Here is a 24,816-nt window from a genome sequence, read left to right on the forward strand (position 1 = left end):
ACCGCGCGCTCAGACGTCGTAGACGGCACCCTGCTTGACGACCTCGGCGCCGGGGAACCCGGCCGAAGCCTCGGCCAGCACCGCCCCGGCGTCGGTCCAGGGCGCGATGTGCGTCAGCAACAGCCGCCCGACGCCGGCGTCACGGGCCAGCTCACCGGCCTGCTTGCCCGACAGGTGCACCCCCGCCGGGCGCTCCGCCGAGTCCGTCCAGGACGCTTCGGCGAGCAGGAGGTCGACGCCGTCGGCGAGCTCGTTCAGCGCCGCGCACGGCCCGGTGTCGCCGGTGAAGGCGAGGATCCGGCCGCCGTAGGACAGCCGCAGCCCGTACGCCGGGGTCGGGTGGTCGACCTCGACCGCGACGGCCTCGAACGGCCCGATCCGGAACGGCTCGGACCGCAGTGGCCGGAACTCGTAGACGTCGGAGAGGTCCGTGACGGCCCGCTCGGTCTCGTTGGGGGCGTAGGCGTTGGCCAGCCGGACCGGGGCGTCCGGCGGGGCGTACAGCGGCAGCAGCCGCGGGCGCGCCGGGTACGGCGGCGCCGGGTGGTAGCGCCGCAGGACGGTGAGCGCGCTGACGTCGGCGCAGTGGTCGGGGTGCAGGTGCGTGAGCACGAGCGCGTCCAGGTCGAACGGGTCGGCCACGGCCTGCAGCTGCGCGAGCGTGCCGTTGCCGAGTTCGAGGCCGAGCAGGAAGCCCTCGGCCTCGACCAGGTAGCCGGACGCGGCGGCGTTCGGCCCGGGGATGCTGCCGGAGCACCCGAGGATGGTCAGTCGCACGACGACACCCTAAGCGTCCACCGCCGCGATCACGCGGTTGTGGGAGCGAGGACACCCGGCGCGAACCCCATGAACCGCTGGGCGAGCCGGGTGAACGGCTCCGCCGAACCGGTGGCGAGGAACTCGTGGCGCGGCGGGGTGTCCCGCGTGGTCAGCAGGTCCTGCTCGGTGAGCACGCGGACGAGGTCCTTGGCGGTCTCGTCCGCGCTCGAAACGAGGGTGACTTCCTGGCCCATCACGATCTGCAGCACGCCCTGCAGCAGCGGGTAGTGCGTGCAGCCGAGGACGAGCGTGTCGACCTGGGCGTCGAGCAGCGGCTGGAGGTAACCCTGCGCGAGCCCGAGCACCTGGCGCCCGGTCGTGATGCCGCGCTCGACGAAGTCGACGAACCGCGGGCAGGCGACGCTGGTGAGCGTGATGCCGGGCGCCGCGGTGAAGGCGTCTTCGTAGGCCCGCGACCGCACGGTGCCCTCGGTGCCGATCACGCCGACGCGGCCGGTGTGCGTCGCCACGACGGCGCGGCGCGTGGCGGGCAGGACGACCTCGATCACCGGGACTTCGTAGCGCTCGCGCGCGTCGCGCAGGCAGGCCGCGGACGCCGTGTTGCAGGCGATCACCAGGGCCTTCACGCCGCTCTCGACCAGCTCGTCGAGCGCCGCGAGCGCGTAGCTGCGGGCGGTGGCGATCGGGAGCGGGCCGTACGGGTTGTGCGCCGTGTCGCCGACGTAGCGGAGCTGCTCGGCGGGCAGCTGCTCGAGGATCGCCCTCGCGACGGTCAGCCCGCCGACGCCGGAATCGAACACACCGATCGGGGCATCAGCGGGCGGAGACGTCACACTTCGAGGTTACCCGGCGCGGCTTTGCCGGCCCGGCGGGTGGTCAGCCAGGCCGCGAGCACGCCGGCCAGCGCGCCGAAGAGGTGGCCCTGCCAGGAGACGCCGGGGTTGCCCGGCAGCAGCCCGGCCAGCATGCCGCTCCACACGCCGAGCAGGACGACGGCGACCACGATCTGCCCGGCCGCGCGGTTGAACAGGCCGCGGACCAGCAGGTAGGCGAGCCAGCCGAAGGCCAGCCCGGACGCGCCGACGGTGACGCCGTCCGACGGCCCGATCAGCCACACGCCGAGCCCGGAAACCACCCAGATGATCGCCGTGACCAGCGCGAACCGGCCGATTCCGGCGGCCATCGCGAGGAAGGAGAACACCAGCACCGGGACGGTGTTCGCGAACAGGTGCGACCAGCCCAAGTGCAGGACCGGGGCGAACAGCACGCCGTCCAGCCCGGACAGCGCCCGCGAGTGGATGCCGCCCTGGTCGAGGTCACCGGGGAGGATGACGTCGACCAGCTCGACCAGGTACAGCAGCAGGGTGAACGACAGCGCGACGATCGCGGCCGCCACCGGCTTCGGCGGCAGCACGCGCTTGGCGGCGGCGGTTTCCGGGGCGGGGCTCAAGGTGCTCACCCTTCGAGGCTACGGCGCGTCGTGGCCACTCCACCTCGGGTGAAATCCCTGATCCGCGGGTTTTGTCGGGGGTCGCCGCTACCGTGGCGGCATGGGGAACTTCGACGTCACCGGATACCTGCAGCGGCTCGGCCTCGACGCGGAGCCGCCGAGCGCCGACGCCCTCCGGCGGCTGCACGCGGCACACGTGGAACGGGTGCCGTACGAGCCGCTGGAGATCCAGCTCGGGCGGACGACCTCGCTCGAGCCGTCGGCGTCGCTGGCGCGGATCCTGCGGGGCCGTGGCGGGTACTGCTACCACCTGAACGGGGCGTTCTCGGCGCTGCTGCGGGCCCTCGGCTACCAGGTCACGCGCCACCACGGCGGGGTGCAGGGCGGCGCCGCGGACGCGCCGAACGTCGACCGGAACCACCTGGCCCTGACCGTCACCGGCCTGCCCGAGGACCCGTCGGCGACCTGGCTGGTGGACGCCGGGCTGGGCGACGGCATCCACGAGCCGCTCCCCCTCCGGGAAGGCACGTACGTCCAGGGCCCGCACACCTACCGGCTACGGCCGTCGGAGGTGGCGCCGGGTGGCTGGCGGTTCGACCACGACCCCTCGGGCAGCTTCACCGGCTTCGACTTCGCACCCGGCCCGGCGGAGATGGCCGACTTCGCCGAGAAGCACGCGTGGCTGTCGACGGCGCCGGAGTCCGGGTTCGTGCGGGTCTGCGTGCTCCAGCGGCGCGACGCGGCCGGCGTCGACACCCTGCGGGCGCTGACCCTGAACCGCCACGGCGTCAAGGAGCTGATCGAGTCGCCGCCGGCCTGGTGGACGGCGGCGGCCGACGTGTTCGGCGTCTCACCGGCGCGGTTCACGGACGAGGAGCGCGAACGGCTGTGGCGGCAGGTCGTCGCGCAGCACGAAGCGCACACGGGCGGCGAGGCGGTGGTCGGCGTGTGACCTCAGGCGGGCGGCACGGGCAGCGAGGTGGTGCCCAGGGCGTAGTCCACCGCCGCCTCGGCGTGCAGGCGGGTCGTGGGGAACGTCGGCACCGGGCTGTCCTGCGGCCCGACGAGCAGCTCGATCTCGGTGCAGCCGTAGATGACGCCCTCGGCGCCCGCGCCGGCCAGCCGCGCGATCACGCCGCGGTAGGCCTCGCGGGACTCGGGCTTCACGACGCCGAGCACCAGCTCGTCGTAGATGATCCGGTGCACGAGGTCGCGGTCTTCGGCAGTGGGCACGAGCACGTCGAGCCCGTGCGCGGCGAGGCGGTCGCGGTAGAAGGGCTGCCCCATGGTGAAGCCGGTCCCGAGCAGCCCGACCCGGCGGACACCGGCGGCCTTGATGGCCGCGGCGGTGGCGTCGCCGAGGTGCAGCAGCGGGATGCCGAGGCCGTCTTCCAGCTGCTCGGCGACCTTGTGCATGGTGTTGGTGCACAGCACGACGAAGTCGGCTCCGGCGGCTTCAAGGGCCTTGGCGGCCCGGTTCAGCTCGGCACCGGCGTCGTCCCAGCGGCCGTCGGCCTGCATGGCTTCGATGGCGGCGAAGTCGACGGAGTAGAGCACGGTGTGCGCGGAGTGGAACCCGCCGAGGACGGTCTTCACCCGCTCGTTGACGAGCCGGTAGTACTCGATCGAGGATTCCCAGCTCATGCCGCCGAGCAGCCCGATGACCTTCATACTCCCCAGCATGCCCGAACTGCGCACGGCGTTCGCCGGGGTTTCGAACGTCCTGGTCACCGACGGGAGTTCGGCGGTCCTGGTCGACGGCTTCTTCTCCCGGCCGTCCCTGCTGAAGCTGGCGACACGCGTGGCGCCGGACCGCGGCCGGATCGAGGAGGCCCTGCGCCGCCTCGGGATCACGGAACTCGACGCCGTGCTGGTGGCGCACTCCCACGTCGACCACGCCCTCGACGCGCCGGTCGTCGCCGAGCTGACCGGGGCCACGCTGGCCGGCTCGCCGTCGACCCGCAAGGTCCAGGAGGGCTACGGCCTGGCCGCCGGGCCGTTCGAGGAACTGGTCCCGGGCCGGCCCGTCGAGTTCGGCGCCTTCACCGTGACGCCGATTGAGGCCGAGCACAGTGCCGGCGACCGGGTGCCCGGTGAGATCACCGAGCCGGTCCGGCTGCCGGCCAGGGCGAAGGCCTTCAAGACCGGGCGGTGCTACTCGTTCCACATCGCGCACGCGGCGGGCAGCGTCGTGGTCCACGCGTCGGCGAACTTCGTGCCCGGAGCGCTCACCGGCTACTCGGCGAACGTCGTCTACCTCGGCATCGGGGCGGCCGGCAAGCAAACCGAGGAATGGCGTGAGCGGTACTGGCGGGAGACCGCCGGCGCGCTCGGCCCGCGCGTCGTCCGCCCGATCCACTGGGACGCCTTCTGGCGCCCGCTGTCCAAGCCGCTCAAGCTGCTGCCGAAGCCGTTCGACGACCTGGGAGCGACCATGGCCACCTTCGAGCGGCTGGCGCGGGCCGACGGTGTCGACCTCGCCTTGCCCGCGCTGTGGCAGGCCGAGTGACTCAGGCCCAGAGCTGCCCGTCGAGCCGCTGGGCCGCCTCGTCGAGCGACCCCGCGTAGGCCCCCGTGGACAGGTACTTCCACCCGGCGTCCGCGACGACGAACGCCACGTCCGCCGTGTCGCCCTTGGCCGCGGCCTTCTCGGCCACCGCCAAGGCCGCGTGCAGCACCGCGCCCGTCGAGATGCCCGCGAAGATGCCTTCGTTCTCCAGCAGCTCCCGGGTGCGCCGCAACGCGTCGTACGCCCCCACGGAGTACCGGCCGTTGAGCACCGAGGGGTCGTACAGCTCCGGCACGAACCCCTCGTCGAGGTTGCGCAGGCCGTACACCAGCTCGCCGTAGCGTGGCTCGGCCGCGATGATCCGGACGTCCGGCTTCGCCTCGTGCAGGTAGCGCCCGACGCCGACGAGCGTGCCCGTCGTGCCGAGGCCGCCGACGAAGTGCGTCAGCGTCGGCAGGTCCTTGAGCAGCTCCGGGCCGGTGCCGCGGTAGTGCGCGTCGGCGTTGGCCGGGTTGCCGTACTGGTAGAGCATCACCCAGTCGGGGTTCGCCTCGGCCAGCTCCTTCGCCCGCCGGACGGCCTCGTTCGAGCCACCCGCGGCCGGCGAGAAGACGATCCGCGCGCCGTAGGCCTGCAGCAGCTGCTTGCGCTCGGTGGAGGTGTTCTCCGGCATCACGCAGACCAGCCCGTAGCCCTTGAGCTTGGCGGCCATGGCCAGCGAAATCCCGGTGTTGCCCGACGTCGGCTCCAGGATCGTGGAGCCGCGCCGCAGCTTGCCTTCGCGCTCGGCGGCTTCGATCATGGCCAGCGCGGGCCGGTCCTTGATCGAACCGGTCGGGTTGCGGTCCTCCAGCTTGGCCCACAGGCGCACGTCGTGCGTCGGGGAGAGCCGGGGCAGCCCGACCAGCGGGGTGCCGCCGAGCGCGTCGAGCAGGGACTCGAAGCGAGCCATCGATCAGCCACCGGCCACGGCGGGCAGGATGGTCAGGGTGTCGCCGTCCTTGACCTCGGCCTCGAGCCCGCCGGCGAAGCGCACGTCCTCGTCGTTGACGTAGACGTTGATGAAGCGGTGCAGCTTCTCCTCCTTCACCAGGCGGCCCTTGATGCCCGCGTGGCGGGACTCGACGTCGTCGATGACCTCGAGGACGGTCGCGCCCTTCGCCTCGACGGACTTCTCGCCGCCGGTGTGGGTGCGCAGGATCGTCGGGATGGAGACGGTCACGGCCATGGGTTCTTACCTCCGGTGGGTTCTTACACGCAGACGCCGGTGGCGCGGCGGTTTATTCCGTGGGCTCAGCCGAGGATCTCGACCGGCTCCTCGGTGATCTCGGCGTCCACGATCCGGTACGACCGGAACTCGTGCACTTCGGGGTCGCGGGTGGAGACGAGCACGTAGTGCGCGTCCGGCTCGGCCGCGATGTTCGCGTCGGTCCGCGACGGGTAGGCCTCGGTCGCGGTGTGCGAGTGGTAGATCACCACCGGCACCTCGTCGTTCGCGGCCATCTCGCGGTAGAGCTTCAGCAGGTCACCGGAGTCGAACTCGTAGAACGTCGGCGAGCGGGCCGCGTTGAGCATGGGGATGAACCGCTCGGGGGAATCCGACCCTTCGGGCCCGGCGATCACCCCGCACGCCTCGTCGGGGTGGTCACGGCGGGCATGGGCGACGATCTCGTCGACGAGTTCACGGCGGATCCGGAGCACACCGACATCTTAGGTGGTGGACAAAGCTCGTCCAGATGCTGAGACCTACCGCTCACCGGCCGTTCCCGGGATACTGGCCGGGTGCCAGTGTCGTCGAAAATACGCGATCGGTGCCGGATGTACCTGGGCACGGACGAGCGGATCCAGTACGTGATCCCGGGGATGTCGCTCTACGTCAACCGCTCACGCATGCGCGTCGGGTTCCTGGTCATGGTCACCGACCGGCACGTCACCCTGCTGGCGTGCAGCCGATGGAGCCTGAACCGGCCGAAGCAGATCTGGGAGCGCCTGCCGCGCTCCACCGAACTGGGCCCGCTCGAGATCCACCCCTCGCTCGGGCCGATCCTGTCCGTCGGCGGGATCGACATGGAGATCGACGAGGAGTACGTGAGCACCGTGCGCGCGGCGAACCTGGAGGCCGCCGGCGACGCCCTGCCCGAGGACCCCTACCCGGGCGGCTGACCGAACGCTTCCGGCCAGACGTCCCGGTAGGCGGGCACCCCGCCGGCCGTGGTCGCCGCCAGCAGGCCGTGCACCATCGCCCGCGCGAACACCCGCGCCGCCGCCGAGCACAGCGCGTCCAGCGCCGCCGGCCGGGCCGCCGCGCCGAACGGGCCGCTCGCGTCCGGCAGCTCGTGCGCCCCCGTGGCCAGCGCGAACACCGTGTCGCCGTCGAACATCGTGTGGGCCGGGCGCACGGCTCGCGCCAGGCCGTCCTGCGCCGCGACCGCGATCCGCCGCGCTTCGGCCTTGGACAGCGCCGCGTCGACCGCGACGACGCCGATGGTCGTGTTGAGGTCCGTCCGGCGGGAGGGCAGGTCAGCGGCTCGCGAAGGCCACTGGACGCCGAAGTCGCCGTGGTCGGCGGCGTACGCCCGGCCTGTCGCCAGGTCCACGGCCTCACCGGCCGCGTTGACCGCCGCCAGCGCCCCGACCGTGAATTCGCCGACGACTTCGCTGGCCGAGCCGATCCCGCCCTTCAGCGACCCCACGGCCGCCCCCGCACCCGCCCCCACCGTGCCCTGCTCGAACGAGCGCGAAGCCGCGTCGCACGCCGCGTAGCCGAAGGACGCGTCGGGCCGGTTGCCCCAGTCGCTGCGCGGCAGGTCGAACAGCACGGCCGCGGGCACGATCGGCACCACCTCGTGCGGCTGCGTCCCGACGGGAAAGCCCAGGTTGCGCTCCGAAAGCCACCGCATCACGCCGTCGGCCGCGGCGAGGCCGTACGCCGATCCGCCCGAGAGGCAGACCGCGTTGACCCGCTGCACCAGGTTCTCCGGCTCCAGCAGGTTCGTCTCCCGCGTGCCGGGCGCGCCACCGCGCTGGTCGACCGCGCCGACCGCGCCCTCGGGCACCAGCACCACCGTCGTCCCGGTGGCCCAGCCGTCGCCGACCCGCTCGTGGTGCCCGACCAGGACACCCGGCACGTCGGTGATCATCCGGTCAGCGCCTGGATCAGCGTCTCCTGCACCCAGGTCAGCCAGTGGTAGACGCCCAGGTGCGGGGCCCGCGGGTCGTCCTCGGGCAGCTCGTCGGGCATGTCCTCGGTGACGTCGAGCGCGGTGCCGAGCGCCAGCCGGACGTCGTTGAGCGCGCCCAGCCACGCGTCGGCCTGTTCCTCGGTCAGGCGAACGTGGCCGCCGTCGCGGGGCAGCGTGTCGAGCACGATCTTGGCCACGCCGACCTTGATGTCGAGCAGCTCCGGCTCGTGCAGCGACCGCATCGCCGCGACGGAGTCGATGTCCTCCCGCGACGGGTTGTCCGGGTCGAGCTTGTGGAAGTCCGGGAGCAGCCGCGAGAGCACCGGGTCGTCCGGCGACTCGCTGGGCCCGGTCCGGATGCCGGTGAGCTCGGCGAGCTCGTCCTGGGGCGCCTCTTCGGCCCGCGCGGTGAGCATGTCCTCGAGCTGGCTGACCAGCCCGCGCAGCACGGCCGCTTCCTGCTGCTCGAACCCCGCGTGGATCACCGCGCCCTTGCGCCGCCAACCGTTCACGAGGGCTGCTCCATGGTGGCCCAGAGGCCGGCCGCGTGGAGTTTCGCCACGTCCGTCTCCACCTTCTCCTTGCTGCCGGACGACACGATCGCCTTGCCCTTCTGGTGCACGTCCAGCATGAGCTTGGTGGCGTGGTCACGGCTGTAGCCGAACAGCTTCTGGAAGACGTACGTCACGTACGACATCAGGTTGACCGGGTCGTTCCACACCACGGTCCGCCACGGTGTGTCCGACTCGGCGACTTCCGCTCCGGCCGGTTCGACCTGCGTCTGTTCGGATGCGACAGGCGTGGACATGCACCCCATGGTGTCACGGGGGTGACGGGGTACGCCGCGCCAGGTCCGGCCATGTGGGTGAATAGGCTTACCCCATGGGTTCACCGGAGCCGGTCACGGCCAGCACTGCGCTGCTCACCGACCACTACGAGCTGACCATGCTGGGCAGCGCACTCGCCGACGGGACGCACGCGCGGCCCTGCGTATTCGAAGTTTTCGCCAGGAGGCTGCCGGACGGGCGGCGCTACGGCGTCGTGGCGGGCACCGCCCGGGTCCTCGACGCGATCGCGGACTTCCGCTTCACCGACGCCGAACTGGCGCAGCTGGAGGCCACCGCGGTGGTCGACGACGCGACGCTGGGCTGGCTCGCCGATTACGAGTTCTCGGGTGACATCGACGGCTACCCCGAGGGCGAGCTGTACTTCCCGGGCTCGCCGATCCTCACCGTCACCGGCTCGTTCGCCGAGTGCGTGCTGCTGGAGACGCTGGTGCTGTCGATCCTCAACCACGACAGCGCCATCGCGTCGGCCGCGGCCCGGATGTCCGGCGCCGCGCACGGCCGCCCGATCATCGAGATGGGCGGCCGCCGCACGCACGAGTACGCCGCGGTCGCGGCCGCGCGGGCCGCCTACCTGGCCGGGTTCGCGACGACGTCCAACCTGGAAGCCGGCCGCCGCTACGGCATCCCGACGCGCGGCACCGTCGCGCACGCCTTCATGCTGCTGCACGACAGCGAGGAAGCGGCCTTCCGCGCCCAGGTGGACAAGATGGGCGCGGACACGACGCTGCTGGTCGACACGTACGACATCACCGCGGGCATCGAGGCGGCGGTCCGCGTCGCCGGGCCCGAGCTCGGCGCGATCCGGATCGACTCCGGCGACGTCGGCCCGCTCGCCCGCCGCGCCCGCGAGCAGCTGGATTCCCTCGGTGCGAAGGACACCCGGATCGTGGTGTCCGGTGACCTGGACGAACACGCCATCGCGGCGCTGCGCGCGGAGCCGGTGGACGCCTACGGCGTCGGCACCTCGGTGGTCACCGGGTCCGGCGCGCCGACCGCCGGGATGGTCTACAAGCTGGTCGAGGTGGACGGCAAGCCGGTCGCCAAGCGCAGCGCGCACAAGGAGTCGCGCGGCGGCCGCAAGTCCGCGCTGCGGCGCCACCGCGGCACCGGCACGGCGGTCGAAGAGGTCGTCTGGACGACCTCGGGGGCCGCTCCCGAACCGGAAGCCAACGACCGGCCGCTGCAGATCCCGCTGATCCGCGCTGGCCGTCCGGCGCCCGACCTGCCTACGCTCGACGACGCGAGGCAGCGGCTGCGCCGCGGCCTGGTCAGCTTGCCGTGGGAGGGCCTCAAGCTCTCGCACGGCGAACCCGCCATCCCCACCCTCTTCTTCTGAAACGGAGTCCGGCCATGGGAACCGCGCTGATCGTGGTGGACGTGCAGAACGACTTCTGCGAAGGGGGTTCGCTCGGCCTGCCGGGCGGGGCCGCCGCGGCCGCCGCCATTTCGAAGCAGGCCGCCGAAGGCGGGTACAGCCACGTCGTGGCCACCCGCGACAACCACATCGACCCGGGCGACCACTTCAGCGAGACGCCGGACTTCAAGGACAGCTGGCCGGTGCACTGCGTCGCCGGCACGGCGGGCGCGTCGTTCCACGCCGCGCTCGACGTCGTCCCGATCGGCGAGGTGTTCTCCAAGGGCGAGTACAGCGCCGCGTACTCCGGCTTCGAGGGGGCGGCCCGCGACGGGAAGTCCCTGGAGGCCTGGCTGCGCGAGCACGACGTGACCGACGTCGACGTCGTCGGCATCGCGACGGACTTCTGCGTCCGCGCGACGGCGCTGGACGCCGCGAAGGCCGGCTTCGGCGTGCGGGTGCTGCTGGACATGACCGTCGGCGGCTCGCAGCCGACCGTCGACGCGACGCTGAAGGACTTCGACGAGGCGGGTGTCACCTACACCGGCACCGCCGCCGTCGGCCCGGCCGCGTGAAGGACCTGCAGGCGGCGCTGGCGGAACACCGGCTCGTCGCGATCCTGCGCGCCGGCGACGCGTCGCGGTTCGCCGACGCCGCGATGGTGCTGCACGCGGCAGGCGTCCGCCTGCTCGAAGCGACGCTGACGACGCCGGGTGCGCCCGCGGCCATCACCGCGCTGCGCCTGGCGCTGGGCGAAGCCGCGCTGATCGGCGCGGGCAGCGTCCGCGAAGCGTCCGATGTGGACATCGCGGTGGACGCGGGTGCCGCGTACCTGATCACGCCGACGGTCAACCCGGCGGTCCTCGAGCGTGCCGCCGCCCTGGACACCCCCGTGATCTGCGGCGCGCTGACGCCGACGGAGATCGACCAGGCCTGGCGGCTCGGCGCGGCCGCGGTGAAGGTGTTCCCGATCGCGGCCGTGGGCGGGGTCGCGTACCTGCGGGCGGTGCGGGCGCCGCTGCCCGACGTCCCGCTGGTGCCCACCGGCGGCGTCCACCTGGCCGACGTCGAGGGCTACCTGCGCTCGGGCGCGATCGCGGTCGCCGCGGCGACGCCGTTGCTGGGCGACGCGCTGTCCTCCGGCGGCAGCCTGCCCGACCTGGCCACGCGGGCGGGCGAATTCGTCGCGGCGGCCGCGCGCTTCGGGACGGCCTGAGCTACTTCTTGCCGAAGGGGTCGCAGGCGGCCGTCCCCAGGTAGATGTCGCCGCTCGCCGGGCCGCCCTGCGGGAACAGCTTGATGTGCACCGCGTGCGTCACCAGGCTGCCGTCCGGCGGCTGGGGCGTCACGGTCTCGTTGAGCACGACCGTCGCCAGCGCGGTGCCGGCGGCGCCGCCGGGGATGACGATCCGGTAGTTCGGCGGGATCTCCTCCGGCACGGTGACCCCTTCGACGGCGCCGACCGCCACCTCGCCCTGGCTACCGGTGGCCGTCGTCGCGCACTTCGCGGAGAAGGTGCGGACGGTGAGTTCCGGGCCGCCGTAGCGCTGCAGCACGGTCGCCCGGAAGCGGCGCCCGGCCGCCTGGGCGATCGCCGCCTCGCCGGCTCGCCCGCAGCCGGTGTTACCGGCGCCGAACACCGCGATGTCGCCCGTGGCGCCGCCTTGCGTCCAGCCCTGGTAGGGACCGTCGACGGTGCACTTCGCCAGTTCACCGGTGACGACCTGCTCGTTGTCGATCGTCACGTCGACCGAGCCGGACGACGCCCATCCGGTGGACGTCACGGGGGCCGCCGCGCCGAGGAGCGGAGCGGCCAGCGTCGTCACGGCCAGCAACCGAAATGTCCGCTTCCTGGGGTTTCGCATGTCCGGCCTCCGCGGTTGGCGTGACAGTTCGCAGCTCTGCCCTTCGTCATCGGCCGGTCCGGCGCCCGCCCTGATCGGGTCCACCCGGACGAGTGGCCGGTGAGGAACGCAACTCGGCGGGTCCACGGGACGGTAACGAGCGTTAACCTCGGTTGTCGCCTTGTTCACCTCGGGAGGTTTCGTGTCTTCGCTGTCCTTCGCCGGCAAGCGGCCCGTGCTCGCCGACCTCGTCCCCGGCTCGCTCGTGCGGGACATCGCCCTGGTCGCCGGCGGTGCCGTGCTCACCGGCGCCGCCGCGCAGCTGACGATCCCGGTGCCGGGCAGTCCGGTGCCGATGACCGGCCAGACGTTCGCCGCGCTGCTCGTCGGCGCGTCGCTCGGCATGTCGCGCGGGGCCGCCTCGATGCTGGTGTACCTGCTGGTCGGCGCGGTGGGTGTGCCGTGGTTCCAGCACGGCACCTCGGGCCTGTCGGGCGCGAGCGCCGGCTACATCGTCGGGTTCGTCTTCGCCGGCGCGCTGGTCGGCGCGCTCGCCGGCCGCGGCGGCGACCGGACGCCGGTGCGCACCGCGGGCACCATGGTGCTCGGCAACCTGGTGATCTACGCCTTCGGTGTGCCGTGGCTGATGGCGTCGACCGGGTTCGACCTGTCGACCGCGTTCGCCAAGGGCGTCACGCCGTTCCTGATCGGGGACGCGATCAAGATCGTCGTCGCCGCCGGCCTGCTGCCGCTGACCTGGAAGCTGGTCTCCGGCCGCAACCAGGACTGACGCCCGCCGCGGGACCTTCCCCCGCGGGAGGTCCCGCGACGCGAGTGGCCCGTTCGCGACGGAGCACCGATCTCTGTCGGTGGTGGCGGCTAATGTGTGTCGCTGTGCCCGCCCGAACCGATTTCCCCGGCGTCCTCGAACTCCTCACCCACGCGGTGGAGTCCGTAGGCGGTGCCGAACGCCCAGGGCAGGTGCAGATGGCCGACGCCGTCGGCCGCGCCATCCGCACCGGTGAGCACCTGGCCGTGCAGGCCGGCACCGGCACCGGCAAGTCACTGGCCTACCTCGTGCCCGCGATCCGGCACGCCGTCGAGAAGGAGGCCACGGTCGTGGTCTCCACGGCCACGATCGCGCTGCAGCGCCAGCTCGTCGACCGTGACCTCCCGCGCCTGGCGAAGGCGCTGAAGAAGCCGCTCGGCCGCGAGCCGACCTTCGCGATCCTCAAGGGCCGCCGCAACTACATGTGCCTGCACCGGCTGGATTCCGGCGCGCCGGACGAGCCGGAGGACGCCCAGCTGTTCGACCCGTTCGCGGTGTCCCGGCTGGGCAAGGAGGTCACGCGGCTGCGGGAGTGGGCGTCGGACACCGAAACCGGCGACCGCGACGAGCTCGTCCCCGGCGTCACCGACCAGGCGTGGCGCCAGGTTTCCGTGACGGCGAAGGAATGTCTCGGCGCTTCGCGCTGTCCGATCGGCACGGACTGCTTCGCCGAGAAGGCCCGCGCCGAGGCCGGCCGCGCCGACGTCATCGTCACCAACCACGCGCTGCTGGCGATCGACGCGCTGCAGGGCTACCAGGTCCTGCCCGACCACGACGTGGTCATCATCGACGAGGCCCACGACCTGGTCGACCGGGTCACTTCGGTCGCCACCGGCGAGCTGACCAGCGCGATGTGCGCGGCGGCCGCGCGGCGCTGCGGCAAGCTGATCGACGCCGACGTCGCCGACGGCCTGCTGGAAGCGGGTGACGGGCTGGCCCTGATCGTCGACGACCTGCCCGCGGGCCGGATGGACGAGCTGCCGCGGCCTTTGAAGGGCGCGATCCCGGCGGTCCGCGACGCCGCGCACCGGTGCATCACGGCGCTGGGTTCCGACCGCAAGGAGGACGTCGAGGGGGCCACGGCGCGCAAGCTGGCGCGGTCGCTGCTCGACGAGGTGCACGACACCGCGGTCCGGCTGCTGGAAGCCTTCGACGAGGACCAGGCGCACCAGCGCGACGTCGTCTGGCTCTCCGGCGACAAGTACTCGTCGAACCCGCGGCCACCGGCGCTGAAGGTGGCGCCGCTGGGCGTCGCCGGCCTGCTGCGGGAGCGGGTGTTCAACCAGCACACGACGATCCTGACGTCGGCGACGTTGACGCTGGGCGGCACGTTCGACACCATGGCCCGCCAGTGGGGTCTCCCGCCCGGCGCCGCCCGGGTCGAACAGGCGCCCGGCGCCGCGACGGAGAAGGAAGCGCCGTCGGACGACTCGGGCCCGAAGTGGACCGGCCTGGACGTCGGCTCGCCGTTCGACCACCGGCGCAACGGCATCCTGTACCTCGCCAAGCACCTGCCGCCACCGGGCCGCGACGGCCTCATGTCGTCCACAATGGACGAACTGGCCGAGCTGATCGAGGCGGCGGGCGGGCGCACGCTGGGCCTGTTTTCCTCGATGCGGGCGGCCAAGCAGGCCACCGAGGAGATGCGGGAACGGCTGGACTTCCCGATCCTGTGCCAGGGCGACGACGCGACGTCGCTGCTGGTCCAGAAGTTCTCCGAAGACGTCCGCACGTGCCTGTTCGGCACGCTGAGCCTGTGGCAGGGCGTGGACGTCCCCGGTCCGTCACTGCAGCTCGTGGTGGTCGACCGGATCCCGTTTCCGCGCCCGGACGACCCGGTGTCCTCGGCACGGCAACGCGCGGTGGAAGCGCGCGGCGGCAACGGGTTCCTCACCGTGGCGGCCACCCACGCGGCGCTGCTGCTGGCGCAGGGCACCGGGCGGCTGCACCGGTCGGTCACCGACCGCGGCGTGGTGGCGGTGCTCGATTCGCGGCTGGCGAACGCCCGCTACGGCGGCTTCCTGCGCGCGTCGCTGCCGCCGTTCTGGCCGACGATGGACCCGAAGGTGGTGCGGGAAGCACTGCGCCGGCTGGACGCAGCCGCGCCCGCGTGACGCGCTCCACAGCACCGCCCGGTACGGTGAAGCAACCGAAGCAACAAGGGAGCACCGGTTGACCCAGGATTCGTCCAGCGCCCAGTCCCGGACCGTCAGCGTCGACGACACCGGAGTGCGGCGGCGGCTCGCGGACGGCAGCGAAGAGGCCGTCACGTGGTCCGACCTGTCGTCGGTGATGGTCAGGGTCATCCCTGACGGCCCTTGGAACGAAGACGTGTTCTTCATGCTGGTGGGCACCGACGGCAAGGGCACCGCGGTCCCCAGCGGCGACCCGGCGGCCGACGCGCTCATCGAGCGCCTGCAGGCCCTGCCGGGCTTCGACAACGAGAAGTTCATCGAGGCCATGACGACCGACGCCGACCAGGCCTACGTCGTCTGGGAATCCAGCCAGAACTAGTTCTGCGGGAACGTCTCCGTCACCGGGATTCCCTTCTTGAGCGTGCGGCTCACCGTGCAGAGCCGGTCGATCGCCCGGTCCACGGCGCCGGCCAGCGCCTCCCGCTGATCCGCCGCCAATGTCGACACGTCGACGTCGAAAGCGACGTGCACGGCGTCCAGCTCCGAAGCGCCTTCACGCCGATCGGCGCTCACGGCGACGCGGAACTTCGCCTCTTCGCCGATCCGCCGCGTGATCAGCTCTTCCGCGGTCACCGCGCTGCAGCCCGCCGCCGCGATCTGCAGCAGTTCGGCGGGCGAGAACGCTCCCTCGGCGTCTTTCCGGCCGATCCGGACCTCGGCACCCCGGTCGTTGCGCCCCACGAACGCGTGCTGCCCGTCGCGCTGTACTTCGAGTCCCATGCCCGCTCCAACCGGCTCAGGGGGACGCTTGTTCCGGCGCCCATTGGGCGAGCACCGTGATCGTGCCCGGGTCGACCTCGGTGAACCCGGCGTCCCGCACGGCGATGACGCGGTCGCGCCGCCACGCGCCTTCCGGGTCGTCACCGGGGTGCAGTTCCTTCCACCGCACGGGGCTCGCCGTGCGCACGGCGACCCGGAAGCCCCGATCGGCCCAGGCGGCCCGCTCCGCGTCGCCCAGCAACGCGGCGAGGAGCATCGTCGCGTGGCCGACCTGGGCGGCGCCCTTGCCGACGGTCATCGGCACGTGCGGGTTGAGCAGCAGCAGCGGGACACCGTCCGGGAGCGGGCCCGGCTCGTCCGGCGGCAGTTCGCTGCCGGAGATCTGCAGCCGCGCGACTTCCTTGGGCGTCTCGGTGACCAGCCCCGGCACGAGCGCCCGCGCCTCGGCGCCGTCGACCTCGACGGTGATGCCCGGCAGCTCCTGGACGGCCGCCCAGTGCGCGCCCCGCGCCCGCCGCGCGACCTTCCGGATCCGGTTGTCGAGCCAGGCGTGCACCGGCTCGGCCCACTCGCCGCCGGGCTGGGCGCGCTCGTCGAGGCACACCGCCAGCGCCGCCGCGGCCGCCGCCTCCAGCAGCGGCGTGCGGCCCGGCGGCTCGGCCCGTTCGATGCGGAGGATGACCGGCATCGCGCGGACTTCCTCGGGGAGCTCGTCGGAGGTGTCCGACGTGTCTTCGGCCGGGAGCCCCAACCAGAAGGCGTAGCGGGCGCCCAGGGGGTCGAGAACGCTGCTCACGGACGCATCAGCTCGAACCCGTCGGCGGCGTCGGCCGCTTCGACCTCGCCGCGGGTGAGGCCGAGCACGAACAGCACGGCGTCGAGGTACGGGTGCGACAGCGCGGTGTCGGCCACCTCGCGCAGCGCCGGCTTCGCGTTGAACGCGACGCCCATGCCCGCGGCCGAGAGCATGTCGATGTCGTTCGCGCCGTCCCCGACGGCGACGCACTGCTCGAGCGGGATGTCGTACTCGGCGGCGAAGCGGCGAAGCACCTTCGCCTTGCCCGCGCGATCGACGACGTCACCGATGACCTTCCCGGTGAGCTTGCCGTCGACGATCTCGAGCTCGTTCGCCACCGCGAAGTCGAGTCCCAGTTCCTCCACGAGACCGTCGATGACCTGGGTGAAGCCGCCCGAAACGACGCCGGTGCGGAAGCCCATCCGCTTGAGCGTCCGGATCGTGGTGCGGGCGCCCGGGGTCAGCTCGATCGACGCGGCGACCTGGTCGATCGCCGTCGCCGGCAGGCCGGCCAGCAGTGCGACCCGCCGTTCCAGCGACTCGGTGAAGTTCAGCTCGCCGCGCATGGCCGCTTCGGTGATCTCGCGGATCTCCGGCTCGACCCCGGCGTGCGCGCCCAGCATCTCGATGACCTCGCCCTGGATCAGGGTCGAGTCCACGTCGAACACGACGAGCCGCTTGGCCCGGCGCATGATGCCGGCTCGCTCCACGGCGATGTCGACGCCGGCCTCGACAGCGGCGTCGGCGAGTTCCGAGCGCAGCGCGGCATCGGCTTCCGGAGTGTCCTCGTCGGCCGAGACGTACAGCTCGAGCCCGGTCACCGGGTAGTCGGCGACGCTGCGGATCGCGTCGATGTTGGCGCCCAGCGCGGCCAGCCGGCGCGCGACCTCCGAGAAGCCCCGCGCGGTGACCGGGCGGCCCAGGACGACCAGCACGTGGGAGGAGTCGCGGCGGCCGAGTGCGAACGGGTCGTCACCGATCGCGCTGCCGATCTTCACGTCGACGTTCATGCCGACGGACGCCATCGCCTGCTCGACCGTCTCCTGCAGGCCCTCCGGGTCGCGGTAGACCCCGGCGAGCACGCCGAGCACGAGCTGCCCGCGGATGACCACCTGCTCGACGTCGAGCACGTCGACGTCGTGCCGGGTCAGCACGGCGAACAGCACGGACGAGACACCCGGTTTGTCGGGGCCGGTCGTCGTGATCAGGACGGGGGTCTGGGTCACTGGTCATCCCTCGTTCGGCAACGCTGCACCGTCAGTCTGCCGGTCCGGGCTCGGACATAAGTAGAGCGCGTGCCCGGCTTCACATCAGCCGGGCACGCGCTCACTCGATCAGGGGGTTACTTGTCGCCTTGCTCGCTCGCGTTGTCCTTGGAGTGGTCTCCCGGGATCACCGCTTCGGTGAGCACCTGCGACGGCGCCGCGTGGCTGTTGACCTTCTGCTTCCCGAAGAAGCCGATCTCACCCTCGTTGTGGATGCGCTCGATCATGTGCGGGTAGTGCAGCTCGAACGCGGGCCGCTCGGAGCGGATCCGGGGCAGCTCGGTGAAGTTGTGCCGCGGCGGCGGGCAGGAGGTCGCCCACTCGAGCGAGTTGCCGTAGCCCCACGGGTCGTCCACCGTGACGATCTCGCCGTACCGGTAGCTCTTGAAGACGTTCCAGATGAACGGCAGCGTCGAGGCACCGAGGATGTACGCACCGATCGTGGAGATCGTGTTCAGCGTGGTGAAGCCGTCACTGGTCAGGTAGTCCGCGTACCGGCGCGGCATGCCCTCGGCACCCAGCCAGTGCTGGACCAGGAAGGTGCCGTGGAAGCCGATGAACGTGGTCCAGAAGTGCCACTTGCCAAGCTTCTCGTCCATCATCCGGCCGGTGATCTTCGGGAACCAGAAGTAGATGCCGGCGAAGGTGGCGAACACGATCGTGCCGTAGAGCACGTAGTGGAAGTGCGCGACGACGAAGTAGCTGTCCGACACGTGGAAGTCGATCGCCGGCGCGGCCAGCAGGATGCCGGTCAGGCCGCCGAAGAGGAACGTGACGATGAAGCCCATCGAGAAGATCATCGGCGTCTCGAAGGACAGCTGGCCCTTCCACATCGTGCCGATCCAGTTGAAGAACTTGATGCCGGTCGGGACGGCGATCAGGAACGTCATGAAGGAGAAGAACGGCAGCAGCACGGCGCCGGTGGCGTACATGTGGTGCGCCCACACCGCGACCGACAGCGCCGCGATGGCCAGCGTCGCCCAGACCAGGCTCTTGTAGCCGAACAGCGGCTTGCGGCTGAACACCGGGAAGATCTCCGACACGATGCCGAAGAACGGCAGCGCGACGATGTACACCTCGGGATGGCCGAAGAACCAGAACAGGTGCTGCCAGAGGATCACGCCGCCGTTTTCGGGGTCGAACACGTGCGCCCCGAGGTGCCGGTCCGCCAGCAGGCCCATCAGGGCCGCGGTCAGGATCGGGAAGGCGAGCAGGATCAGGATGCTCGTGACCAGGATGTTCCAGGTGAAGATCGGCATCCGGTACATCGTCATGCCCGGCGCGCGCAGGCAGACCACGGTGGTGATCATGTTGACCGCGCCGAGGATGGTGCCGAGACCGGAGACCACCAGGCCGGAGATCCACAGGTCCGCGCCGACGCCCGGCGAGTGGATGGCGTCCGACAGCGGGGTGTAGGCGAACCAGCCGAAGTCGGCGGCGCCACCCGGGGTCAGGAAGCCGGACAGCACGATCAGGCCGCCGAAGAGGTACAGCCAGTACGAGAACGCGTTCAGCCGCGGGAAGGCGACGTCCGGCGAGCCGATCTGCAGCGGCAGCACGAAGTTCGCGAAGCCGAAGAGGATCGGGGTCGCGTACAGCAGCAGCATCACCGTGCCGTGCATGGTGAACAGCTGGTTGTACTGCTCCTGCGAGAGGAACTGCTGTCCGGGCCGCGCCAGCTCGGTGCGGATCAGCATGGCCATCGCGCCGCCCGCCATGAAGAAGGCGAACGACGTGACCAGGTACATGATCCCGATCTGCTTGTGGTCCGTCGTGCGGAACAACCGCAGCAGGTACGAACCCTTAACCGACTCGCGCGCGGGGTACGGGCGCGTGGCGATCGGCTTGGGGGCTACGGCCGTCACTCCTGCCTCCAACACTGAAACCTTGTGGTGGTCATCGTCGCGCCACAGGGTCGGGCGGGACCCGATCCGGCGGCTTAGGGGGATCGTAGCCCTCGCTACCGACAGTCGCGCGCACCGGCTGGCAAGATCGGTGTGTGGCCGACGACTACACCCGTGCGGCGGTGCTCGCGGCCCGCGCGGTGACCGCTCGCCTCGGCTTGCCCGCCCACGATCCCGAAGTGCTCCACGAACGCTCGAACGTGCTGGTGAGGCTGGGTCCGCTGGTGGCCAGGGTGCCCGCCACGACCCGCCTGCTCCGCCCGGAACCGGCGGCCTGGCTGGCCCGGGACGTCGCGCTCTCGAGGTTCCTCACGGACCGTGGTGTGCTCGTCGTCTCACCCACCGCGGATCCCCCGGCCGGACCGCATTTCGCGGACGGGCTGCCGGTCACGCTCTGGCACCACACCCCGCACGATCCGGAGCACCGGTACGCCCCGGACGTCGTCGCGCGCTCCCTCGCCGACGTGCACGCGGCCCTGCGCGAATATCCGGGCGAGCTGCCCCGCCGCGGGCCGCTCGACGACCTGGAGCGGCTCTTCGCCCGGCACGACCTCGACCCCCGCTTGCGGGCGGAAGCCGCGCGGATCGAAGCCACGCTGCCGGGCGGCGCGGTCCAGCCGCTGCACGGCGACGCGCACCCCGGGAACCTGATCGCGACGGCGGCCGGGCCGTGCTGGCTGGACTTCGAGGACACTTGGCTCGGGCCGCTCGCCTGGGACCTCGGCATCCTGGCGCGGCAAGGCGGCCCGGAACACCTGGCCGCCTACCCCGGCTCGGTGTCCGGCGAGGCCCTCCGCGCGTACACGCGGTTGCGGGAACTCTTCGCCGTGGCGTGGCGCTTCGTGATCGCCCGGCGGTTCCCGCACCGGCTTCCCGAAGCCCGCTCCGCGCTGGCCGCCTACTTCGCTTCTTCGTGAGTCGCGGGGTACCAGGACAGGATCGCCTCGACCACGCCCGCGGGGTCTTCGAGCGGAGTCAGGTGACCGGACTCCGGGAGCACCACGAGCGTCGCGCCGTCCATCACCTCGACGATCGCGCTCGCCGCGGCCACCGGGGTGATCCGGTCCTCCTCCCCCACGATGACCAGCGCGGGCACGCCGGACTCCCGCAGCAGATCGAGCGAGTCCGGCCGGGTCCGCAGCGCGAGCGCCGTCCACGCGATGCCGGCGGGCGGCTGGGATTCGATGATCTCCCGGACCGTCTCGACGAGCTCGGGACGCTTTTCCCGCGTCGACGCGGCCAGCAGGTTGGGCAGGTTGGCCTCGGCCAGCCAGTTCCCGATGCCTTCGCGCTCGACGCGATCCGCGACGTCCAGCCGGGTCTGGGCGGCCTCGGGGGTGTCGGGTGCGGCCTTGGTGTCGATCAGCACGAGCCCGCCGACGCGCTCCGGCGCGAGCCGCAGCACGGCCATCGCGAGGTAGCCGCCCATCGAGCAGCCGCCGAGCACGACGCGGTCGAGGTCCAGCCGGTCGAGCAGGGCGACGACGTCCCGCGCGGCGTCCTCGAGGCTCGGTTCGCGATCGGACTCCGGCAGCGGCGAGCGGCCGAGCCCGCGCTGATCCGGGGTGATCACCCGAAGGTGTGAAGCGAGGGGCTCGCGCACCGCGTTCCACATGCGGGAATCCAGGGGAAAGGCGTGGAGGAGGACCAGCGGCAGTTCGGTCATGCGCGTCATTTTGTCGGACCCCCTCGCTAGCTTCGCCGATGTGTTCACCGACATCGAAACCGACCGGCTCCTGCTGCGTCCGCTCCACGAGGCGGACCGGCAGGCGATGGTCGACATCCACACCGACCCCCGGACCAACCGCTTCAACCCCGCACCGCCGGGGGTCACGGAGGCGTCCGAGATGTTCTCGGGGTGGCTGGCGCACTGGGCCGAGCACGGGTTCGGCTACCCCGCGGTCCTCGAACGCGGCGGCACCGAGGTGATCGGCATGTGCGGCGTGCGGCTGCGCGAGTTCCACGGCGCGAAGGTCCTGAACCTCGGCTACCGGTTCCGGCCGTCGGCGTGGGGGAAGGGCTACGCGGTGGAGGCGGGGCAGGCGGTCCTGGAGTGGTGCGCCCGCGAGCTGCCGTCCGTGCCGGTGCTGGCCAGCGTGAGCATCGCGAACAAGCCGTCGCTGCGGGTGGCCGAGAGGCTGGGCTTCACGGAGTACACGGAGGAGATGTACGACGGCGCGATGTCCCGGCACTACCGGCGCTGACCGCCGGGTGGTGTTTGACAACTCCAGAGCGAAGTCACCAGCGGCGGTGCGGCCGCCGCCGGGCCCGCGCTTCCCAGCAGGCCCGGTGCCAGTGCCGCCGGTCGGCGACGGATCCGGTCTCGTCGGCGGGCCAGACGACCAGGTGCGGCGTCCCCGGCCGGATCTCGTGGTCACAGCCGGGACAGCGGTAGAACTTGGTGGCCTGGCTCCCGGGCACGGTCCGCACGAGCCAGTCCCCGTCCGTCCCGGACTCGGCCCGCGCCCACCCGGTGGCGGCACCGAGGTCCCGCTCGGGCGGCCCACCGTCCGAACGGCGGCCGGGACGGTTGCGTCGTGGCACACCCCAACGTTAACCGCCACCCCACTCGCCCCGGCCCGCACCCGATCCGACCCTCCAGGCACGCCACCCGACCCTCCCGGCACGCGAGTCGACCCCCCAATCACGCGAGTCGACCCTCCAATCACGTGTGATGACCCTCCAATCACACGTGATGCCCCTCCAGACACGGGTGATGCCCGCCCAGTCACACCAGGTGCCTCTCCGGGCACACGTGATACCCGCCCGAACACGGGAGACCCGCCGGTACTCAGGCCGCGCGGTCCCCCACCCGGCCCCCGGCGCCCAGCCGGTCCAGGATCGCGTCGTGGGCGAGGCCGTCCCAGCCGAGGCGGCGGAGGGTGCGGCCGGTCCGGCGGAAGTCCTCGCCGCCGAGCACGGACATGATCGTGATCGCCGCGTCGACCATCGGCGTGGCGACGCCCGCGCACCGCGCGAGTGCCTGCAGCGGCACCAAGGTGGAGCGGATGTCCTCGGTGAGGAACCGGTGGTCGAGGCTGGTCGGCGCGGCGATCGTCCGGTACGGCTTCACCGTCCGCAGCGCGTCGAGCAACGTCGTGGCCGGGCAGCCGTAGTAGCGGTCGAGGACCTCGGTCATGGGCAGCAGCCGGGCGCCGTAGGCGGCCGCGACGGCGGCGAACTCGGCCTCGGTGCGTTCGAGCAGGGCGATCGTCCGCGCCGAGACGCCGTCGACGTAGAAGAGCAGTTCCTCCGCACGGTCGATGGTGCCGAGGTTGGCCAGCGCGATCGGCACGTGCGCGACCGCGCCGAAGTCGTGCAGGCCACGTTCCACCGGGTTGCGCGCGACCTCCAGCATCGGGAACCACTCGCACAGCAGCCCGGCGCGCCGGCCGACGGCGGCCTCGGTGCTGCCGGAGATCAGGTTCCAGCCCTTGGCGCCGAGCACGGTCACGCCGTCGGTCCCGGACGGCCGTGCGGCGAACAGCGCGTCGGTCTCGACGACGTCGACGTCGGGCGCCCCGGCGGCGGCGAGCGCGTGGGCGAACTCGACGCTCCCGCAGAGCTTGCCGGAGAACAGCACCACCACCTGCCCCGGACGCAGGTGCGGCGCGAGCCCGGCGGCGACCTCCGGGTAGGCGGTGGTCACGGTGGCGACCAGCACGACGGCCCGCGCACCCAGCCCGGCCGGGTCCGCGGTCACCTCCCGGAGCGGGAACCGCCCGTCGAGCACCCCGTGCGCGACGATCTCCCGGCGGCGCGCGATCTCCCCGACGGCCTCGAGATCCCGCGTGCAGAGGTGCACGGGCAGCCCCCGCGCGGCGAGGTAGGCGGCCACGGCCCGTCCCTCGCCGCCCGCCCCGACGACCCCGATCCCGTCCAGCACGCTCATTCCGCCCACTCCCGTCAGTCCGGTACGCAGTGGACAGGTCGGCACCGGGAAGCGGAAAGTTCCCCGCGCAAGACGAACGTGTCGTCCGCCGGGGTACGGCCTACCCCTGGGCCAACGCCAGCGGCACCAGCTGCTCGGCCGTGGTCAGCGACCCGTGCTGCCCGATCAGCGACGTCTCCACGGCCTCCGCGAGCCCCCGGACCATCCCGAACCGGTCCCGGGCCGCGGCGACGACGTCGCCGATGCGCGGCAGCACCCGGTCGCTCACCGTGTGCCCGAACCAGCCCTCGGCCACCGCCTCCTCGCGCGAGCGCACCCAGGCCCGCTCGCCCAGCACCTCCCGCCAGGCCGCGAGGACGTCCGCGGCCGCGCCCGGCTCGGTGTAGACGTGCCGCGCGCGAACCTCGCCTCCGAACGTCCGGACGCCGGCCAGCAGCTCCGGGGCGTCTTCGAGGTCGAGCTTGTCCTCGACGGTCACCATCCCGTGGTCGGCCACCACGGCGAGCAGCGCACCGGAGGGCAGACCGTCCACAAGGGACTCGACGAGCCGGTCGATCTGGCGCAGCTGCATGCGCCAGGCGGTCGAGCCGGGGCCGTAGACGTGCCCCAGCAAGTCGAGTTCGCTGTGGTAGGCGTAGCAGAACGCGCGCCCGTCCAGCACCGACAACGTCCGCGCGGCGAGGTCGCCCAGCGCGTGGACCCCGGCGTACTGCGCCCCGCTCTGGGTGGCCAGCGTCAAGGCCGTGTCGCGGAACTGGGCCGAGGACACCACGGCCGCGTCGATGCCCGCCGCGGCGGCCCGCTCGAACGTCGTCGGCAGCGGCTGCACCTCGCGGGGCGGGAGGGCGCCACGCAGATCGCTGCCGTCTTCGTGGCTGCACCAGCGCAACGCGTTGAGCACGCCGGTGCCGGGCATCTCGAACGTGTAGCCGACCATCCCGTGTTCGCCCGACGCGAGCCCGGTGCCGATCGCGGCGACCCCGGCGGCCGTCGTCGACGGGAAGCCCACGCGCAGCGACTCGCGGGCGAGCTCGGTCAGCACCGGGGCGTCCGCGGCGTGCTCGGCGAGCAGCTCCCAGCCGAGCCCGTCGACGAGCAGCACGCCGGCGCTGCGTGCCTCCGGCAACGCGAGGACGTTCCCGCAGCCGGGCACCCCGAGCGCGGCGAGCAGGGACGGGACGACCTGGCCGAGGTGCGGGACGTCGGCGAGCGAGGGCGGCTGCACGCGCCCAGCTTCCCATCCCCGGG

General features: G+C 72.2%; 30 protein-coding genes. 11 read left to right on the forward strand and 19 right to left on the reverse strand.

The features are described 5' to 3' along the window. Window positions 1–9: 9 nt before the first annotated feature. Genes AB0M30_RS26575 through AB0M30_RS26585 form a run of 3 tightly spaced genes read right to left on the reverse strand, consistent with a single transcriptional unit; the run spans window position 10 to window position 2,239 of the window. Window positions 10–777: an MBL fold metallo-hydrolase gene (locus tag AB0M30_RS26575; RefSeq protein WP_364588634.1), complete on the reverse strand. Its 768-nt coding sequence runs from the start codon at window positions 775–777 to the stop codon at window positions 10–12. Between the two features lie 29 nt (window positions 778–806). Next, window positions 807–1,613, reverse strand: coding sequence for a glutamate racemase (murI, locus tag AB0M30_RS26580; RefSeq protein WP_364588637.1), 807 nt, complete (start codon window positions 1,611–1,613; stop codon window positions 807–809). After that, complete coding sequence (locus AB0M30_RS26585; RefSeq protein WP_364588640.1) at window positions 1,610–2,239, reverse strand: rhomboid family intramembrane serine protease; 630 nt, start codon at window positions 2,237–2,239, stop codon at window positions 1,610–1,612. The genes murI and AB0M30_RS26585 overlap by 4 nt, the downstream gene beginning before the upstream one ends. 91 nt (window positions 2,240–2,330) lie before the next feature. Between AB0M30_RS26585 and AB0M30_RS26590 the strand changes: the two genes are divergently transcribed. Next, window positions 2,331–3,182: an arylamine N-acetyltransferase gene (locus AB0M30_RS26590; protein WP_364588643.1), complete on the forward strand. Its 852-nt coding sequence runs from the start codon at window positions 2,331–2,333 to the stop codon at window positions 3,180–3,182. A 2-nt stretch (window positions 3,183–3,184) separates the two neighbouring features. Here the strand turns inward: AB0M30_RS26590 and AB0M30_RS26595 are convergent, their stop codons facing one another. Next, window positions 3,185–3,901, reverse strand: a complete 717-nt coding sequence (locus tag AB0M30_RS26595) for an aspartate/glutamate racemase family protein (protein WP_364588645.1) — start codon at window positions 3,899–3,901, stop codon at window positions 3,185–3,187. Between the two features lie 10 nt (window positions 3,902–3,911). Between AB0M30_RS26595 and AB0M30_RS26600 the strand changes: the two genes are divergently transcribed. After that, window positions 3,912–4,739, forward strand: a complete 828-nt coding sequence (locus AB0M30_RS26600; RefSeq protein ID WP_364588648.1) for an MBL fold metallo-hydrolase — start codon at window positions 3,912–3,914, stop codon at window positions 4,737–4,739. A 1-nt stretch (window position 4,740) separates the two neighbouring features. Here the strand turns inward: AB0M30_RS26600 and AB0M30_RS26605 are convergent, their stop codons facing one another. The 3 genes from AB0M30_RS26605 to AB0M30_RS26615 form a co-directional block, all read right to left on the reverse strand. Then, complete coding sequence (locus AB0M30_RS26605) at window positions 4,741–5,691, reverse strand: cysteine synthase (protein ID WP_364588651.1); 951 nt, start codon at window positions 5,689–5,691, stop codon at window positions 4,741–4,743. 3 nt (window positions 5,692–5,694) lie between these two features. Further along, on the reverse strand, window positions 5,695–5,967 hold the full coding sequence (locus tag AB0M30_RS26610) for a MoaD/ThiS family protein (RefSeq protein ID WP_086679767.1): 273 nt from the start codon (window positions 5,965–5,967) through the stop codon (window positions 5,695–5,697). 65 nt (window positions 5,968–6,032) lie between these two features. Next, window positions 6,033–6,440: a M67 family metallopeptidase gene (locus AB0M30_RS26615; RefSeq protein ID WP_103344314.1), complete on the reverse strand. Its 408-nt coding sequence runs from the start codon at window positions 6,438–6,440 to the stop codon at window positions 6,033–6,035. Window positions 6,441–6,557: 117 nt separating this feature from the next. Here AB0M30_RS26615 and AB0M30_RS26620 point away from each other — a divergent pair, with 117 nt between their 5' ends. Further along, on the forward strand, window positions 6,558–6,902 hold the full coding sequence (locus AB0M30_RS26620; protein ID WP_364588654.1) for a hypothetical protein: 345 nt from the start codon (window positions 6,558–6,560) through the stop codon (window positions 6,900–6,902). Here AB0M30_RS26620 and AB0M30_RS26625 read toward each other — a convergent pair. The 3 genes from AB0M30_RS26625 to clpS are packed head-to-tail and all read right to left on the reverse strand — an operon-like array spanning window position 6,887 to window position 8,729. Then, the gene (locus AB0M30_RS26625) at window positions 6,887–7,879 is read right to left on the reverse strand and encodes a P1 family peptidase (RefSeq protein ID WP_364588657.1); all 993 of its coding nucleotides are present in this window, start codon (window positions 7,877–7,879) and stop codon (window positions 6,887–6,889) included. The genes AB0M30_RS26620 and AB0M30_RS26625 overlap by 16 nt on opposite strands. Continuing rightward, entirely contained in the window at window positions 7,876–8,433 is a 558-nt protein-coding gene (locus AB0M30_RS26630; RefSeq protein WP_020640928.1) for a DUF2017 domain-containing protein, read from the reverse strand. The genes AB0M30_RS26625 and AB0M30_RS26630 overlap by 4 nt, the downstream gene beginning before the upstream one ends. Beyond that, entirely contained in the window at window positions 8,430–8,729 is a 300-nt protein-coding gene (clpS, locus tag AB0M30_RS26635) for an ATP-dependent Clp protease adapter ClpS (RefSeq protein ID WP_013229464.1), read from the reverse strand. Before clpS ends, AB0M30_RS26630 begins: the two co-directional genes overlap by 4 nt. 74 nt (window positions 8,730–8,803) lie before the next feature. On the opposite strand from clpS, the gene AB0M30_RS26640 reads away from it, so the two are divergent. From AB0M30_RS26640 to AB0M30_RS26650, 3 genes are read left to right on the forward strand one after another with little or no spacing between them, the layout of a single operon-like run. Next, window positions 8,804–10,105, forward strand: coding sequence for a nicotinate phosphoribosyltransferase (locus AB0M30_RS26640; RefSeq protein WP_364588660.1), 1,302 nt, complete (start codon window positions 8,804–8,806; stop codon window positions 10,103–10,105). A gap of 14 nt (window positions 10,106–10,119) precedes the next feature. Further along, complete coding sequence (locus AB0M30_RS26645) at window positions 10,120–10,698, forward strand: isochorismatase family protein (protein ID WP_364588663.1); 579 nt, start codon at window positions 10,120–10,122, stop codon at window positions 10,696–10,698. Further along, window positions 10,695–11,339 (forward strand): bifunctional 4-hydroxy-2-oxoglutarate aldolase/2-dehydro-3-deoxy-phosphogluconate aldolase, encoded by a 645-nt coding sequence (locus tag AB0M30_RS26650; protein ID WP_364588666.1) that lies wholly within the window; start codon window positions 10,695–10,697, stop codon window positions 11,337–11,339. Before AB0M30_RS26645 ends, AB0M30_RS26650 begins: the two co-directional genes overlap by 4 nt. Before the next feature lies 1 nt (window position 11,340). Here the strand turns inward: AB0M30_RS26650 and AB0M30_RS26655 are convergent, their stop codons facing one another. Then, window positions 11,341–11,958 carry a choice-of-anchor P family protein gene (locus tag AB0M30_RS26655; protein ID WP_360179417.1) on the reverse strand — a complete coding sequence of 206 codons (618 nt, stop codon included), beginning with the start codon at window positions 11,956–11,958 and terminating at the stop codon, window positions 11,341–11,343. 211 nt (window positions 11,959–12,169) lie between these two features. Here AB0M30_RS26655 and AB0M30_RS26660 point away from each other — a divergent pair, with 211 nt between their 5' ends. The 3 genes from AB0M30_RS26660 to AB0M30_RS26670 all read left to right on the forward strand — a co-directional run bounded on the left by AB0M30_RS26660 (window position 12,170) and on the right by AB0M30_RS26670 (window position 15,310). Next, a complete protein-coding gene (locus AB0M30_RS26660) occupies window positions 12,170–12,757 on the forward strand; it encodes a biotin transporter BioY (protein ID WP_364588669.1) in 588 nt (195 codons plus the stop codon). A 104-nt stretch (window positions 12,758–12,861) separates the two neighbouring features. Then, window positions 12,862–14,910, forward strand: a complete 2,049-nt coding sequence (locus AB0M30_RS26665; RefSeq protein ID WP_364588672.1) for an ATP-dependent DNA helicase — start codon at window positions 12,862–12,864, stop codon at window positions 14,908–14,910. 58 nt (window positions 14,911–14,968) lie between these two features. Next, window positions 14,969–15,310 (forward strand): hypothetical protein, encoded by a 342-nt coding sequence (locus AB0M30_RS26670; protein ID WP_103344306.1) that lies wholly within the window; start codon window positions 14,969–14,971, stop codon window positions 15,308–15,310. Here the strand turns inward: AB0M30_RS26670 and AB0M30_RS26675 are convergent. The 4 genes from AB0M30_RS26675 to ctaD form a co-directional block, all read right to left on the reverse strand. Next, window positions 15,307–15,711, reverse strand: a complete 405-nt coding sequence (locus AB0M30_RS26675; RefSeq protein WP_364588675.1) for an OsmC family protein — start codon at window positions 15,709–15,711, stop codon at window positions 15,307–15,309. The genes AB0M30_RS26670 and AB0M30_RS26675 overlap by 4 nt on opposite strands. A gap of 16 nt (window positions 15,712–15,727) precedes the next feature. Beyond that, window positions 15,728–16,507, reverse strand: a complete 780-nt coding sequence (locus tag AB0M30_RS26680; RefSeq protein ID WP_364588678.1) for a peptidyl-tRNA hydrolase — start codon at window positions 16,505–16,507, stop codon at window positions 15,728–15,730. Then, window positions 16,504–17,733, reverse strand: a complete 1,230-nt coding sequence (gene serB, locus AB0M30_RS26685) for a phosphoserine phosphatase SerB (protein ID WP_103344303.1) — start codon at window positions 17,731–17,733, stop codon at window positions 16,504–16,506. The genes AB0M30_RS26680 and serB overlap by 4 nt, the downstream gene beginning before the upstream one ends. A 116-nt stretch (window positions 17,734–17,849) precedes the next feature. After that, on the reverse strand, window positions 17,850–19,637 hold the full coding sequence (gene ctaD / locus AB0M30_RS26690) for a cytochrome c oxidase subunit I (protein ID WP_103344302.1): 1,788 nt from the start codon (window positions 19,635–19,637) through the stop codon (window positions 17,850–17,852). 134 nt (window positions 19,638–19,771) lie between these two features. On the opposite strand from ctaD, the gene AB0M30_RS26695 reads away from it, so the two are divergent. Further along, window positions 19,772–20,593: an aminoglycoside phosphotransferase family protein gene (locus AB0M30_RS26695; RefSeq protein ID WP_364588682.1), complete on the forward strand. Its 822-nt coding sequence runs from the start codon at window positions 19,772–19,774 to the stop codon at window positions 20,591–20,593. Here the strand turns inward: AB0M30_RS26695 and AB0M30_RS26700 are convergent. Then, window positions 20,575–21,342 carry an alpha/beta hydrolase gene (locus AB0M30_RS26700; RefSeq protein ID WP_364588685.1) on the reverse strand — a complete coding sequence of 256 codons (768 nt, stop codon included), beginning with the start codon at window positions 21,340–21,342 and terminating at the stop codon, window positions 20,575–20,577. The two genes, AB0M30_RS26695 and AB0M30_RS26700, sit on opposite strands and share 19 nt — an antisense overlap. Between AB0M30_RS26700 and AB0M30_RS26705 the strand changes: the two genes are divergently transcribed. Continuing rightward, complete coding sequence (locus AB0M30_RS26705) at window positions 21,341–21,880, forward strand: GNAT family N-acetyltransferase (RefSeq protein ID WP_364588688.1); 540 nt, start codon at window positions 21,341–21,343, stop codon at window positions 21,878–21,880. The genes AB0M30_RS26700 and AB0M30_RS26705 overlap by 2 nt on opposite strands. Before the next feature lie 34 nt (window positions 21,881–21,914). Here the strand turns inward: AB0M30_RS26705 and AB0M30_RS26710 are convergent, their stop codons facing one another. From AB0M30_RS26710 to AB0M30_RS26720, 3 genes are all read right to left on the reverse strand, one after another. Further along, window positions 21,915–22,220: a hypothetical protein gene (locus AB0M30_RS26710; protein ID WP_103344298.1), complete on the reverse strand. Its 306-nt coding sequence runs from the start codon at window positions 22,218–22,220 to the stop codon at window positions 21,915–21,917. A 247-nt stretch (window positions 22,221–22,467) separates the two neighbouring features. Beyond that, window positions 22,468–23,568, reverse strand: a complete 1,101-nt coding sequence (locus AB0M30_RS26715; RefSeq protein ID WP_364588691.1) for an NAD/NADP octopine/nopaline dehydrogenase family protein — start codon at window positions 23,566–23,568, stop codon at window positions 22,468–22,470. Between the two features lie 100 nt (window positions 23,569–23,668). Beyond that, on the reverse strand, window positions 23,669–24,793 hold the full coding sequence (locus AB0M30_RS26720) for a nucleotide pyrophosphatase/phosphodiesterase family protein (RefSeq protein ID WP_360173999.1): 1,125 nt from the start codon (window positions 24,791–24,793) through the stop codon (window positions 23,669–23,671). Between the last annotated feature and the right edge of the window lie 23 nt (window positions 24,794–24,816).

Origin of the sequence: Amycolatopsis sp. NPDC051716 (genome assembly GCF_040681595.1) — a bacterium.
Lineage (GTDB): Bacteria > Actinomycetota > Actinomycetes > Mycobacteriales > Pseudonocardiaceae > Amycolatopsis.

Bases quoted from the DNA above. Each gene is read 5' to 3' on its own strand.
- AB0M30_RS26625 (WP_364588657.1), bottom strand. From the start codon at position 7,879: ATGATCACCGACGTGCCGGGTGTCCTGGTCGGGCACCACGAGCGGGTC.
- AB0M30_RS26605 (WP_364588651.1), bottom strand. From the start codon at position 5,691: ATGGCTCGCTTCGAGTCCCTGCTCGACGCGCTCGGCGGCACCCCGCTG.
- AB0M30_RS26675 (WP_364588675.1), bottom strand. From the start codon at position 15,711: ATGGGACTCGAAGTACAGCGCGACGGGCAGCACGCGTTCGTGGGGCGC.
- AB0M30_RS26645 (WP_364588663.1), top strand. From the start codon at position 10,120: ATGGGAACCGCGCTGATCGTGGTGGACGTGCAGAACGACTTCTGCGAA.
- AB0M30_RS26600 (WP_364588648.1), top strand. From the start codon at position 3,912: ATGCCCGAACTGCGCACGGCGTTCGCCGGGGTTTCGAACGTCCTGGTC.
- clpS (WP_013229464.1), bottom strand. From the start codon at position 8,729: ATGTCCACGCCTGTCGCATCCGAACAGACGCAGGTCGAACCGGCCGGA.
- AB0M30_RS26595 (WP_364588645.1), bottom strand. From the start codon at position 3,901: ATGAAGGTCATCGGGCTGCTCGGCGGCATGAGCTGGGAATCCTCGATC.
- AB0M30_RS26715 (WP_364588691.1), bottom strand. From the start codon at position 23,568: ATGAGCGTGCTGGACGGGATCGGGGTCGTCGGGGCGGGCGGCGAGGGA.
- AB0M30_RS26590 (WP_364588643.1), top strand. From the start codon at position 2,331: ATGGGGAACTTCGACGTCACCGGATACCTGCAGCGGCTCGGCCTCGAC.
- AB0M30_RS26705 (WP_364588688.1), top strand. From the start codon at position 21,341: ATGCGCGTCATTTTGTCGGACCCCCTCGCTAGCTTCGCCGATGTGTTC.
- AB0M30_RS26700 (WP_364588685.1), bottom strand. From the start codon at position 21,342: ATGACCGAACTGCCGCTGGTCCTCCTCCACGCCTTTCCCCTGGATTCC.
- AB0M30_RS26640 (WP_364588660.1), top strand. From the start codon at position 8,804: ATGGGTTCACCGGAGCCGGTCACGGCCAGCACTGCGCTGCTCACCGAC.
- AB0M30_RS26620 (WP_364588654.1), top strand. From the start codon at position 6,558: ATGTACCTGGGCACGGACGAGCGGATCCAGTACGTGATCCCGGGGATG.
- AB0M30_RS26610 (WP_086679767.1), bottom strand. From the start codon at position 5,967: ATGGCCGTGACCGTCTCCATCCCGACGATCCTGCGCACCCACACCGGC.